Below are 14155 nucleotides of genomic sequence, written 5' to 3'. Positions count from 1 at the left end.
TATCAGCCCTTTTAATTATGCTGTTGGATAAGCTCCAGAAACGCCCTGCCATACTTGATATATTTAGCCTCTCCAATTCCTTTGACCGCTCTCATCGCTTTCTCGCTGGTCGGCATCACGTTACACATTTCTCGAAGCGTGGCATCGTGAAAAATAACAAAAGGAGGCATGTTCTCCTCATCCGCAATTGTCTTGCGAAGCCGACGCAACGCGTCAAACAGATCGGGATTGCGAAGAGCTGAAGTTTCTGAACTCGCTGAACGCGAAGAAGATGCTCGGCTGCTGCGGATAGTCGGCGGAGCTGCCGGCTCCACCCTTTGGTAAACCTTCTCCTCGCCGGACATCACTTCGCGCACCTGCTCCGTAAGCTGGATCACAGGATAAGCCGTATCTGACATTCGCAAATATCCGTCCGCTACCAGCGAGTGAATAAGCTGTACGACTTCCTTCTCCGGCGTCTTTCTCATCCGGCCATAAGTCATGAGTCTATCGAAACCAAACTGCCGCACCTTTGCATCGTTTGCACCCCGCAGTACCTTCGCCGTGAGAGTGACTCCGAATCGCTGACGCATCTCCGATATACATGCAAATACAAGCTTTGCTTGCTCCGTTACGTCCTTCTGCTCGCGCTGATCCGTACAATTGGCACAGGTCCCGCAGGGCTCGCTATCTTCTTCTCCGAAATAGCGGACAATCGTGCGCTGCAGGCAATCCCCGGTATGAGAATATTGCACCATTTCGTTAAGCAGACGATAATCATTTCTCTTCCGCTCCTCATCCGCTTCACTCTGCTCGATGAAGAACTTCTGGGTCACCACATCTTGAGGAGAGAAGAGCAATACGCATTCTCCCGGGTCCCCATCACGCCCTGCGCGGCCCGCTTCCTGGTAATAAGCCTCGAGGTTTTTCGGCATATTGTTGTGGATCACAAATCTTACATTGGACTTGTCGATTCCCATACCGAAAGCATTTGTCGCCACCACGACCTGCAGATCGTCCCGCTGAAAAGCATCCTGAGTCCGTCCCCGCTCTTCTTCGCTAAGACCTGCATGATACTTCCCCGCAGGCACTCCGAGTCCGCTGACAAATGCTTGAACACTTTCCACCTCACGGCGGGTCGATGCATAGATAATACCGGATTGCCCGGGATGATCTTGGATAAACCTTGCAACATACTCGCGCTTGTCCGCATTGCGAACAACGTTCAAGGCAAGGTTCTCACGCGCATAACCCGTAGTCACCCGTACTGGAGCTTGCAGCTTCAACCGATCTACGATATCATCCTTCACCACATCCGTTGCCGTAGCCGTGAAGGCAGCCATGACCGGGCGCGGGTGAATATCGCGCAATAAGCGGATAATTGTCATATAGCTCGGACGGAAATCGTGGCCCCATTGCGATACGCAATGGGCCTCGTCCACAGCCACAAGCGGTACCTCAAGCTCTCTCACGAGCTCGCGGAAATGCTCGGATTCCAGCCGCTCCGGAGCAACATAAAGCAGCTTGTAATGGCCTTCAGCTACATTCCGCATTCGTTCATTCGTCTCTCTTCCAGACAGTGAGCTATTAATAAACGTCGCTTCTATGCCGGCTGCATTAAGTGCATCTACCTGGTCTTTCATAAGCGAGATAAGCGGCGAAATCACGATTGTTACCCCGGGAAGCAGAATCGCCGGTATTTGGTAACAAATCGATTTACCCGCTCCAGTCGGCATTATTCCAAGTACATCCTTGCCGGATAGAATCGCTTCAATTAACGTGCTCTGCCCGCTGCGAAACTGATCATAACCGTAATAAGTCCGTAAAGCCTCTATCGCTGCTGGATTCATTTCAACCTCCTTGAGAGTTGTTAATCATTCTAAGCATATATCAATTACCCGGAAGCCATGGCGATGCCTCGCCTATGTGGTAAATGTGTAAAATATGCAACGCCCGCGTACAGACGGTGTAAAGCAGCTTGCGATCCTTCTCCTTGCCGTAGTTAGAGGCAGAAGCATCCCATACAAGTACGGCATCGAACTCTATTCCTTTGGCTAAATAGGATGGCAGCACCGATACACCCTTCGGCAGCTCGGCTGAACCTCCCGTTACGAGCGTAACTGGCACTTCGTCCGGCAATTGCTCCTTCAGTAAAGCTGAAGCGTTGCCCGTCTCATGTGCCGTCTTCGTAATGACACCGATTGTCCCGTGGCCTTGTGCCAGCAAAGCATTAATGTCCGCCGCGATCAGCTTTCCCAGCTGCGAGCCATCTCGACAAGGCACAACCTTCGGCTCCTCCCCTTTGCGCTGGAACGGCATAATCTCAGCTGCATCCTCCGGTGCCAATATACCCTTCGTATATTCAACGATCGGCTCCGTCGACCGATAGCTTGTCGTCAACCGCAGCACCGACGTCTCCTCCGGCGCCATCAATCTCGTCCAGCCGCTGAATCCGCCGCTCTCCTGAGATTGAATATAGATCGCTTGATTGAAATCTCCCAGTACCGTCAGCCGTGCGCGAGGATATCTCCGCCGCAGATAAGCGGCTTGGAACGGCGAATAATCCTGCGCCTCATCCACGAAAACATGCAGAATATCGCCTTCAACGCGACGAAAGCCTTCTAAGCCCTCTAGAACATACATGAGCGGAGTGGCATCCTCATGGTCAATTTTTTTGCGCCCCATCGTCTCTTCGGCACGCTGAGACATCCACTCCCAGCCTGCCGGAAGCTTATTGTCGGGGGAGCAAGCACTGAACAGCGTCCGGCTCTCGAACAGCTCTCTGTATGTCGTTACGGCATCTAGAAATCGAAAGCTGCGAACCGCCTTCGTCAGCGGAGCAATGGCCTCCTCCGCAACCCTTCGGCGCAGCCTGGCGCTCATTTGCTCCTCATCATCGAAGGCTTCATCATGAAAGCCGCCGCTTCGCCGAACATCTACATAAGCGCGCTGAATTTCCTCACCGTCAACAAGCTCGGCCGCTTCTTCCACCCAAGTCTCGTCAAGCTGGGATTCCACCCAGCTTTTCAAGCGTTCAAGCAGCCATCTGCGTAATTTGGATGCACGTACTCCGAAGCCTTCTGACGCTCGCACACTATAGAATCGCTCGGACATCTCCTCAGGAGATACGATCATTTCAGTTCGATAACGGAGTGGATGGAATCGAACGCCTTCCTGCTCCAATCGTTTCAGGTAACTCTCTACCGTAATAAAGAAATGCTCAGAACCCTTATAGCGAACTGCCAGCTCCCTCGCTTCACCTTCAGGAATTCCGTCTTCGGCGGCCAATGCTTCTGTCTGCGCGAAGAGATCCTCCACCTCAAACCTGCGGCCTAACCTCGCTTCTATCAGCTCCCGGAAAGTCATCTGCCGCATATTCGCTTCGCCCAGATCAGGCAGCACACGAGAGATATAGCCTTTGAACACCGGGTTGGGAGAGAACAGAATGATCTGATCCTGGGTTAACGTCTGCCGGAATCGATAGAGCAGATACGCAATCCGCTGCAACGCCGCCGACGTTTTCCCGCTCCCCGCCGCACCTTGCACGACCAGCAGTCGGTGTTTTTCATCCCGGATAATCTGGTTCTGTTCTTTCTGTATTGTAGCCACGATGCTTTTCATAGACGTATCAGAGCCTTCGGATAATACCGCCTGCAGAATCTCGTCTCCAACCGTCTCGGAAGTATCGAATAAATGCTTCAGCTGTCCGCCTCGAATCACGAACTGCCGCTTAAGCTTCAGCTCCCCAACCCTCTCTCCATCCGGTATACGATACGAAGCCAGACCCGGCTCATGATCATAGAACAAACTTGATACCGGCGCGCGCCAATCGTAGACGAAGAACGTCTCCCCATCCTCGCCGACAAGAGAAGCACGACCTATATAGATAACTTCGGTTTCACTGCCCTTTTCCGCGAAATCGATCCTTGCAAAATAAGGCGAGTCAAACTGCCTAGTCAATTTATCTACTGTTTCCGAAGCAACCCGGTGACTGCGCTCCCTCTCGGCAAGCAGTTCAACCTGCTGGGTGATGCTGCTCCACGTCTCCCCGACCTCCGTCGAGTCGGAGAAGCTCATCCGCACGTCATCCCAGAATTCCTTACGAATCCCAACGACGTCTTCTCTACGATCTCCGAGCAAAGACAGCTCCTTACGCATGCGCCGGCTAACCTGCTCGAGCACTTCAAGCAGCCTTTTCTCTTCCTCATCGCGAGGCGTATCCATTTCGATCATTGTTGTTTCCACTCCTTACACAAACCTTCGTATTCTATGTTGTATCATGCACACTTTGCGAGCGCAACCCTTAGAGCTGATTTATAGTTCCCTCAAAATAATGTATTCACGCTCCAGCTAGTTCCCACATATAAATAAGATGGTGAAATCTTTGTTTAGGACTGGGGGCTTGACAGAGCATGCCGCACGAAGACGAACAACGGGAATTAGAATACGCCATTTCGGAAATAACGGAAATCGCAAAAGGCTTCGGCCTTGATTTCTACCCGATGCGCTACGAGATTTGTCCATCGGACATCATCTATACATTCGGCGCTTACGGGATGCCAACTCGCTTCAGCCATTGGAGCTTCGGTAAAACCTTCAACAAGATGAAGATGCAGTATGACCTTGGCTTAAGTAAAATCTACGAGCTTGTCATCAACTCCAACCCCTGCTATGCCTTCTTACTCGACGGTAATTCCTTAGTCCAGAATAAGCTTATCGTCGCCCACGTTCTGGCGCATTGCGATTTCTTCAAGAACAACGCCCGTTTCTCAATCTCCAATCGCAATATGGTGGAGAGCATGTCGGCAGCGGCCGAGAGAATCAGCCAGTACGAGATTGAGTATGGAGCACCTCAGGTCGAGCGATTCCTCGATGCGGTTTTGGCGATTCAGGAGCATATCGATCCGGGGCTTCATAGACCCTATGGCTTAGACAAAAAACATTACATGGAGCTGCAGCTTAAACGGGATAAAGCCAAAGACCGGAGTGCAAAACCTTCCTTATCCCCTTATGAGGATCTCTGGGATTTGGAGAGCTTCGAGGACAGCAACCGCTCTAACCAACAAGCACAAATACCCGCTGAAGCCCGCAGATTCCCACTCAATCCGGAGAAGGATCTCGTTTGGTTCATTCAGGAGTTCTCCCCTGCAATGGAGGACTGGCAGCGTGACATAATGAGCATTCTACGTGAGGAAATGCTATACTTCTGGCCTCAGATTGAGACGAAAATCATGAACGAAGGCTGGGCTTCCTACTGGCACCAGAAAATCATGCGGGAGCTCCCGCTGACAAGCGAAGAGACGATCGAATATGCCAAGCTCAATTCCGCTGTTGTCCAGCCTTCACGCCATTCCATCAACCCCTATTACCTTGGTCTCAAAATGTTCGAGGATATCGAGAAAAGATTCGGTCAGGAGAAAATCTTCGAGGTTCGCGAGCTGGATTCCGATCCTTCCTTCATGCGCAATTACTTAACAAAGCAACTAACGGATGAGCTCGACCTTTATATATTCGAGAAGAAAGGACAAGAGTGGAAGATCACAGAGAAGGCTTGGGAAACAGTCCGTGATCAGCTTGTGTTCATGCGCGTGAATGGAGGGTTTCCGTACTTGGAGGTAACAGACGGGGATTGGCAGCGTAAAGGCGAGTTATATATCACACACCGCTTCGAAGGAACCGAGCTTGATTTGAAATATGTTGAGCGCACGCTTCCTTACTTGGTGCAGTTGTGGGGAAAGCAGGTCCATCTGGAGACGATTTCAGATGATAAGAGAGTCCTGTTCAGCTGCGACGGTAAAAAAACCTCGCGTAAAAATGTGTAGGACTAAGGAGATTGGTTTAACCTATTCCTATAAGGAAAGGAGAGATTCTATTATGAATCCAAATCAATCACCCAACCTATCGAGTGAAGTAGCCGTGCAGCATCCAAGCTCATTTCCCCCTCAGCATCAGGATCGTCAGCCCGGTTTAGAGAAGGACATGAATCCGCTGCCTGAAGCGGAATCCCCCGTTTATCTGCCTGCCGGCAAGCTGAAGGGCAAGGCAGCTATCATCAGCGGCGGAGATAGCGGGATTGGGCGTGCGGTATCGATCGCATATGCCAAGGAAGGTGCAGACGTCGCGATTATTTACTTGAACGAGGACGTCGACGCGCAGGAAACCAAGAAACAAGTAGAAGCCGAGGGAAGGCAGTGCTTGCTCCTTGCAGGTGACATCGGAGACCCTAACTTCTGCAAGCAATCCGTCGACAAAACCATCAGCACCTTAGGGCGACTGGATATCGTCGTCAACAATGCTGCCGAGCAGCATCCGCAGGATAAGCTGGAGCAGATTACGCCTCAACAGCTGGAAAGAACGTTCCGTACGAACGTCTTCGGCATGTTCTATCTTTCGCAAGCGGCAATCCCTCATCTGAAATCAGGATCAACGATTATTAACACAACTTCCGTAACCGCCTATCGCGGCAGTCCTACCTTAATTGATTATTCATCCACCAAAGGCGCTCAAGTCGCTTTCACCCGATCTCTCGCGATGAACGTCATCGAACAAGGTATACGAGTGAACGCCGTAGCGCCCGGTCCGATCTGGACGCCGCTGATTCCTTCCACCTTCGACGCTCAGCAGGTCGCGAAGTTCGGAGCAGACTCCCCGATGAAACGAGCTGGCCAGCCGGATGAGCTAGCACCGGCATACGTCTATTTAGCTAGCTCGGATTCCTCATATATGGCTGGCCAAGTGATGCATGTCAATGGCGGTGAAGTCGTTAACGGTTAATAATAGCCTAGACAAATCTGGCCATTCTCCATTGGGAGAACGGCCAGATTTATTTTGTCCATAATCATTACGCCTGCGCTTGCTTCAACCTTACAGAATTAAAATCCGTTCGGTAGTAGCGGATCATCACAGCTAATCCTAATGCGATGAGAAACGAGTAGAGCGCAAGCCACGCACCAATGCTGCCCCAATCTAACACCATAACAAACAAGTAAGTCAGCGGTACGAACATAAATAAGCTCAACACGAAGGAGGATCGCATTAGGAAGGTCGTATCGCCAATCCCTCTTAGCCCTCCGGCATAGAAGTTATAAAATCCATCGAAAATCTGTAAATATGCAGATACCGTGATCAGATACGCCGCTAATTCATATACGCCTGGGTCATCGCTATACAATCTCGCAATCGGCTCCGCCCAGATTAACTCAGCCGTTCCAAGAGCAATTAAGAAGATGGTCCCCAATATCGCCGTATTTGTCCCTGCCAGCTTGGCTTGACGAGGCTTCCCTTGCCCAATCTCCTGCCCCACGAGAATGGTTGCCGTAGAGCCAAAGGCAAAAGCAGGCATGAACCCGAACGACATCACGCTGAGAGCTACCTCATTTGCCGCTGCCGCCAAATCACCTAGTGTAAGTACGAATATGGTAAAGATATACATCGAAACACTCATCGAGAATTCTTGCAGTCCCAATTTCCCGCTTTCACGCGAAATGAGCTTCAGCTCAAGCCAATCCGGCTTCTGTATTTCCCTTGTTTGGAAACGTCGATGCATCGGCCCCCAGAATACGATCAAGCAGATCACAAGCTGCACGGCTTCGCCAATGAGGATGGCATATCCAGCTCCAATGATCCCCAGTTCCGGTAATCCCCAATGACCATAGGTAAGTCCGTAGGTTAATACAATCATAAGAACGTTTGCCACAATAGACACGACCATGGATATTCGAGTATTACCAACACCGCGGAAGAAGCCATGAAAGACAAAGCTGATAATCCCGAACGACATCGCGTAGAAACGGAGCTCCAAATATGCATTTCCGGTTGCCAATAATTTTTCTGAGCCGCCCGTCAACTTTAACACGGCATCGCTACCAATCCAACCCGCTAAGGCGATGAATAAAGCGACTGCCAAGCTGACGATGAGCGCCAGGTAGGTCCGTTGCATCCCCTTGCGCATTTCTTTAGCTCCGAAATTCTGCGCAACCAGATAATTCACGGAATGACCGATTCCGGAGAAAATAGCAAACACATTATACATAATAATATTGGAAACCCCAACCACCGCAATGACCACAAACCCCAGGTCACCCACCATGATGAGATTAATCGTACCGGTTAATGTCTGTGTCGCAAACGCGAATAAAGATGGGAGGGCTAGTACGAGAATAAGATACCAGCTTTTAAGAAGTTTCATGTTGTATAACCGTCCCTGCTGACTATGATGTTCCCATTCTGCGCGTGTTGGTCCTTTAAGTCAATGCTCAGGGAGGTCTATGTTTTATTCGTTTTTGGTATTACAGCATGGATACGGATCCGCCGATAATCCGCCGTCCAAACCCCCTGATCGTATTGTTTGGGCTTCAAACGCTCGACAGCTTCTTCTATCCAGGTTGCCGCCTCTGCCTGATCTACTTGTGGGAACATCGCCGTTCCGAACATTTCAAGCCAATCTCTCATGCCGTGATCACCACCCTCGAGCCTTGTTGGCCGATCGAAGAGGATTGCACTGCGAACTTCCATTCCTGCTTTCTCGAGCAATAATGTGTACTCGCCGATAGTTGGGAAATACCATGGCATTACGAACATGTTCTCACGACCAAATACCGTTAAAGTTTCCTTGACTGCATAAATAATATCCGCTACATTAAGATATCCACCGAACTCGGCAACCAATCTTCCTCCCGGCTTCAAGCCGCCTGTCATGCTGGCAATTGCTGCTTCAGCATCCTTCATCCAATGAAGGGCGGCATTGCTGAATACAGCATCATATTTCTGATCAACATTCCAATTCATTCCGTCCGCACATTCAAATGTCAGCCCGGGATATTTCTCTCGAGCTCTTTCGACCATTTCCGGGGAAATATCGATTCCTAGCACCTGAGCACCCTTAACTGCAATTTGAGCAGCCAAATCCCCAGTGCCGCACCCAAAATCTACGATTCTCTCGCCAACTTGCGGATTAAGCAAGCCGATTAAATCATCTCCGAAACGAGATACGAAGCTCATAGATTCATCGTAATCATTTGCCTCCCAATGTATTTTCTGCATTTGTTTTTGATCATTCATTGTTCATTTCCCCCTCGTGTTATAACTCGATAGGTAAGTTATACCACGATGAGAGTTATTAGTTAAATATATAAAAACTATTTACACGATAGCTTTTACCTATCTACGATGGCGGCAAATAAAAAACCAAACCTCGGCGGCTTGGCTTGTGATCCTATATGTCTGATTAGCTTACTTTTTCCAGAACAACGATGGTTTCGGAATCATTTTGTACTTTGCCTTGTCTTCTTTGGCCAGATGAGTGACTTTGCTAACATTTGCTTCGGACACAGTGGCAAACTTGCTGCTTTCGTTCCATGGATAATCAAAGTAAACCTTGCGTGCTTTTGGATCAAAAGCCTTGACATGATTCATATTAACCATATTCGTTCGGTCAAGACGCTCGAATCCCATATCCTTGTACATTAAAAGCATTTCTTCCATTGTCGAGGGATAGAAATACATGCCGTCCTTTGTATAGAACTCAGGACCATCCGCCGTCGGTTTAATCGCGATCAGATCCTCAGTATTAATGGTGCATGGATTGCCATCACGGTCGAGCAAACGGAGTTGTTGGGTCATGTCGTCATCCCCCATTCATAATCTGATACTACTTCAATTCTGCTGGAATTTCTGGACGATGAAGGTAGGCTCCGGAAGCGGTGCTTACAAAAACAACAGCAATAAGTGCTAGTACCTTGGAAAGCACAATAATTACTCCTCTTTTCATGAAATCACCTCCTTTTAAAGTTAATTGTTGAAATAGCCTGAAACAGTTGAACCATTACTATGGTAGAGCTTAAAAACACAAAATTTATAGAAACAATTAGAGCAGAAACAAGCTTCAATAAAGGAAAGTATTTGTTCGGTATGCGCGCATGTCCTTCAATATTAGACGGGGCGAATGCAAGAATCAGAATAAGATTAGCCCCGCCGATGATCAGGATTCCTGTATTCGACAAAGGAATGTGGGGAGCGATGGAAATTAAAATAACTGAAAGAAATGAGCAATGAATTGCTTTACTAAGGTGCAATCCTCCGGAGAAAAATCTTAGTAAAACAAAAGCCCCAAGTCCTAGCATTGTCTTTCCGAAAGCTCCAGTTAAGAAACCTACTATGCTAATAAAGAAGAGAGTAATTAAAGTATTCATAAGTACTTCAATCGAAAACTTCATGACCGCAATACTTGCCGTCCTGTCAGGTTCTATTCGTTTGATTGCTTCAGCTAATCGAAGCGCCATAGCTTCAACCATTTTTTGTCCCATCTCTTTTCATAGATGTATAGATTAAGCCAACCAAGACGATGAATAAAAAAAATGATATGAATAGAAAAGGAGGTTTTTTTGAAATTAAAAATAGTAAATTAGCCCAGACAGTAACAATAACGGATAATGTAAAGAAAATAATGAAGAGTCTGTTCTCTTTGACGAATATTCTTTTACGTTTAAACTTGCTGCTATTATCGATGAAGCTGAACCCGCCCTTTTGAAAATAAGTAACCAACGCGATCATGAACATAGTAAATGCTGTAGCGGCTTGAATAATAAAAGCATTTTTCGTATAAGGGGCGATTTCTTCTAGCAACCCTAATTGCAAAACCAAAACAATAAGAATCGTTTGAACAATAAAGAAAACAACCTGCCCTGTAACTGCCATGATCGCAGCATTCAACACATGGATTCTTAAAAAAAAGATAAAGAAAAATATATATAAAGAAATATGAATAAGAGGGGATACGGTTTGAAGTGATTCCATCTGAAGTGTATTTGAAACAAAGCACAGCACTAACGAGAATACTCCGAATTTAATTAAATTGTCTTTTACTTCAAAGCGAAACAACACTAGCATTAAACAGAATAATGAAAAATACTCAAGACTTGAGAAGAACAGGAAACCAGCAAAATTCATTATGTAGTGCTCCTCCGTCCAAAATACATCTAAAATATTGAATTACTAACCCTATTCTATCATTTTTTTGAGAAAACGTATCCAAATTTTTTTATTATTTTTGTTATATATCTAAATAATGAATCTTATTCCCTATTATTAATGGTATAAAGTAGTATATACATTTTAATATCTTGGGAGACCCCATACACATGGATACTTTTATTGAATTTCTTAAACTGGATATTTTGGTTGCACAGCCACAAGCCTTTGTTTTTTTATTATTTTGCTTTTCATTTTTAGAAGTGCAACCCCCAAAATTAATTAAGAGACTTGCTATATATGCCTTTATTCACTCTATTTATACAGATATTTTTATTCTAATCCTCCCATTCCATCTGCATCTTATTAACTCTATTTTAGCCTCAACTATTCTCATGTTCTTTCTCTTTCGTGATTTAAAGACTAAGCAAAAGATCTACCTTCTTTTCTTCATATTTTTAGTAGCAATCTTTATGGATATTATTGTTGCAATTATATGTATCCATGTCTTAGGAGTTCCATCTCATGAGGATTTGATTCGGGACTATTTATTTGAAGCAATTACGATTATTTATCCACAAATTGTAATTTTATTTACAGTATCGTGGTTTATCCGCAAACGTAATTTGTTTTCTGCAAAACGATTGTTCTCTATCGTCATGGAAGGTGACCGCAGCACATTAACCAAAGTACTCTCACTTATTACCTTGCAGTTTGTATTAATTGGTGCACTATTATTTGTCCAAACAACAAATGATCCTAATAAGCCGTTAGTTACCGCTATCTTAATTTACATAATTATCGCAGTGAGTTTGTTTGCCTTTGTAGTCATTCTTCGCCTTTTAATCCGCACCCGGGAGCAAGCTATTCGCGTAACCCAAGAGGTTTACTTGGAAGACATCAACAACATGTTCACGTCCATACGCGGACAGCGGCATGACTTTCTGAATCATGTTCAGGTTATTCACTCGATGGTCCAGATGGGCAAGACGGAACAGTTAGAGGCTTATGTTACGGACCTTGTAAAAGAAACGCATGAGGTCAGCGAGCTCGTCCATCATGCTTCTCCCGCGCTGGCTGCTTTTGTCCGTGCCAAAATGACGGTCGCCATTGGCAGAGGGATCCCCTTCACTTATGAGCTGCCGGATCATTGGAATGTTCAAGAATCGTCTATCAAGATCATTGATATTATTAAAATAATGGGTAATCTCGTAGACAACGCATTCGATGAAACAGAGCTTCTTCCCATTAAAGAGCGCAAGGTGCACATCACTGTCCTATTAGAGAACAAAACCATTCAAATTGACGTATCCAACAACGGGCGAAAGCTGGAATCCGAAGATCGAGAGCGCATCTTTCTCCCAGGCTATTCGACTAAGGGAGAGAATCACTCTGGCCTCGGATTAGCGATTATATTAGAACGCGTGAGGCATTACAAGGGTGAGGTCGAGGTGCATTCCGAGGATAACAAGGGAAGTATCTTATTCCGAGTAACTCTACCAGAAGCTTCATTTCCATAATGTTCAGCTTTACTTACATCTACAACTTCCCTGAGAATAACAAGTAACAACTTGCTAGTTTCAGAGGAGAGAGTAGACAGTGAATAAACGATTATTGAAGAGTTTCCTTATCTTATTGCTTACTTTCATCGGCTTTTCCACAGTTTCCATGCCCTATGGGAGTGCTGAAAGCGTAGTTCGTGTTACTTATAATGATCAAGCCATCGTATTCGGACAGAAGCCGATTTCTAGAAAAGGTACAACTTATGCAGAGACACGACCGTTTATTAAACCGCTAGGTTTTCAGATTCATTGGATAAACAATACGAAGTTCCGACTGTCCAAGACAGCTCTTGTCATTGACATGGAAGTGAATAGCATGACCGCGTATGTTAACAGCAGGAAAGTTACTTTAGCAGCTGCTCCCATGAAGGTCGGCGCCACCTTGTTCCTCCCTCTACGGCCCATTGCGGATATCACTGGTCATAAGGTGTCTTGGAACGCTGCAACGAACACAATCGCGATCGAGAGTAGCTCAGCGAACAATACGCCCGCGACTTCTTACCATTCATACAAGATTATCGCTTATTATTCTTCTTGGGGAACTTATCAGAATTATGATGTTTCAGGAATCGATGCATCTAAAATCACTCATATCAATTATGCATTCGCAAATATTAAAGAGGGCAAAATCGTGCTGGGAGATCCATGGGCTGATACCCAGAAGCCATTCCCCGGAGACTGCTCCGATAATAGTTGCCTGAAAGGGAACTTCAACCAGCTGCAAAAGCTGAAGAAAGCAAATCCGCACCTAAAAACGTTAATTAGCGTTGGAGGCTGGACTTGGTCGGGACAATTTTCTGATATTGCACTGACCGCTAGCTCCCGTGCCAAGTTCGCTGACAGTGCCGTGCAATTTATCCGCGATTATAGCTTTGACGGAGTGGACCTTGATTGGGAATACCCGGTATCAGGCGGCCTTGCCAGCAATACCAAGAGACCCTCAGATAAACAGAATTTCACTCTTTTTCTGAAGGAAATTCGAGAAAAACTGAATACCGCTCAGAAGGAAGACGGTAAAACCTATCTGCTAACTATTGCAGGCGGTGCTTTTCCCGGATATGTGCAGAATACTGAAATGGATCAAATCGCCAAGCACTTAGATTGGGTCAACCTAATGACCTATGATTTTCACGGGGATTGGGAGAACGTCAGCAATCATCAAGCGCCGCTATACATGGATCCAAAGGATCCGGTTGCCTACAATGCAAAAGGGAATATCAATTCCACTATATACACCTACTTGAAAGCCGGAATCCCTGCGAACAAGCTCATACTCGGCATACCGCTTTACGGACGCAGCTGGACGGGCTGTGATATCACCAACCAAGGTTTGTATCAATCGTGTAAAGGGGTTGCAGACGGTGTATTGGCGGATGGCATACACGAGTATGGTAACCTTGAGAACCAAGGTTGGATCAATGGTAAGGGGTTTGTGCGTTATTGGAGCAACACAGCCAAAGTGCCTTGGCTTTTAAACAAATCGACCGGTACTTTTATCACTTACGAAGATCCGGAGTCTATTGCTTACAAAGCCAAATATATCAAGTCCAAAGGACTTGGAGGCGCCATGTTCTGGGAAATTAACCAAGACTTCAACCATACGTTGCAGAGTAAGCTTTATCAATCATTAAAATAAGCGATCCAGC

At 46.5% G+C, this 14155-nt stretch carries 12 protein-coding genes; 4 read left to right on the top strand and 8 right to left on the bottom strand.

Features of this window, described 5'->3' with window-relative positions:
* Positions 1 to 11: 11 nt before the first annotated feature.
* Entirely contained in the window at positions 12 to 1829 is a 1818-nt protein-coding gene (gene recQ, locus ACESLK_RS02055) for a DNA helicase RecQ (protein ID WP_372661480.1), read from the bottom strand.
* A gap of 40 nt (positions 1830 to 1869) precedes the next feature.
* Positions 1870 to 4212, bottom strand: a complete 2343-nt coding sequence (gene helD, locus ACESLK_RS02050; protein ID WP_372661477.1) for an RNA polymerase recycling motor HelD — start codon at positions 4210 to 4212, stop codon at positions 1870 to 1872.
* Positions 4213 to 4391: 179 nt separating this feature from the next.
* On the opposite strand from helD, the gene ACESLK_RS02045 reads away from it, so the two are divergent.
* Complete coding sequence (locus tag ACESLK_RS02045; RefSeq protein ID WP_372661474.1) at positions 4392 to 5801, top strand: SpoVR family protein; 1410 nt, start codon at positions 4392 to 4394, stop codon at positions 5799 to 5801.
* Positions 5802 to 5853: 52 nt separating this feature from the next.
* On the top strand, positions 5854 to 6753 hold the full coding sequence (locus tag ACESLK_RS02040; RefSeq protein WP_372661471.1) for an SDR family oxidoreductase: 900 nt from the start codon (positions 5854 to 5856) through the stop codon (positions 6751 to 6753).
* Positions 6754 to 6820: 67 nt separating this feature from the next.
* On the opposite strand, the gene ACESLK_RS02035 is transcribed toward ACESLK_RS02040, so the two are convergent.
* The 6 genes from ACESLK_RS02035 to ACESLK_RS02010 form a co-directional block, all read right to left on the bottom strand.
* The gene (locus tag ACESLK_RS02035) at positions 6821 to 8167 is read right to left on the bottom strand and encodes an MATE family efflux transporter (protein WP_372661468.1); all 1347 of its coding nucleotides are present in this window, start codon (positions 8165 to 8167) and stop codon (positions 6821 to 6823) included.
* A 77-nt stretch (positions 8168 to 8244) separates the two neighbouring features.
* A complete protein-coding gene (locus ACESLK_RS02030) occupies positions 8245 to 9039 on the bottom strand; it encodes a methyltransferase domain-containing protein (RefSeq protein ID WP_372661465.1) in 795 nt (264 codons plus the stop codon).
* 171 nt (positions 9040 to 9210) lie between these two features.
* A complete protein-coding gene (locus ACESLK_RS02025; protein ID WP_372661462.1) occupies positions 9211 to 9600 on the bottom strand; it encodes a LytTR family transcriptional regulator DNA-binding domain-containing protein in 390 nt (129 codons plus the stop codon).
* Positions 9601 to 9628: 28 nt separating this feature from the next.
* Positions 9629 to 9748 carry a cyclic lactone autoinducer peptide gene (locus ACESLK_RS02020; protein ID WP_372661459.1) on the bottom strand — a complete coding sequence of 40 codons (120 nt, stop codon included), beginning with the start codon at positions 9746 to 9748 and terminating at the stop codon, positions 9629 to 9631.
* A gap of 4 nt (positions 9749 to 9752) precedes the next feature.
* Positions 9753 to 10283, bottom strand: coding sequence for an accessory gene regulator ArgB-like protein (locus ACESLK_RS02015; protein WP_372661456.1), 531 nt, complete (start codon positions 10281 to 10283; stop codon positions 9753 to 9755).
* A complete protein-coding gene (locus ACESLK_RS02010; RefSeq protein ID WP_372661453.1) occupies positions 10264 to 10926 on the bottom strand; it encodes a hypothetical protein in 663 nt (220 codons plus the stop codon). The genes ACESLK_RS02015 and ACESLK_RS02010 overlap by 20 nt, the downstream gene beginning before the upstream one ends.
* 494 nt (positions 10927 to 11420) lie before the next feature.
* On the opposite strand from ACESLK_RS02010, the gene ACESLK_RS02005 reads away from it, so the two are divergent.
* Entirely contained in the window at positions 11421 to 12467 is a 1047-nt protein-coding gene (locus ACESLK_RS02005) for a sensor histidine kinase (RefSeq protein ID WP_372661451.1), read from the top strand.
* A 79-nt stretch (positions 12468 to 12546) separates the two neighbouring features.
* Positions 12547 to 14145 (top strand): glycosyl hydrolase family 18 protein, encoded by a 1599-nt coding sequence (locus ACESLK_RS02000; protein ID WP_372661448.1) that lies wholly within the window; start codon positions 12547 to 12549, stop codon positions 14143 to 14145.
* Positions 14146 to 14155: the final 10 nt, after the last annotated feature.

This window comes from Cohnella sp. (genome assembly GCF_041640265.1).
In the GTDB taxonomy this organism is placed as follows: domain Bacteria; phylum Bacillota; class Bacilli; order Paenibacillales; family Paenibacillaceae; genus Cohnella.
This window is presented reverse-complemented; position numbering and strand designations above follow the sequence as displayed.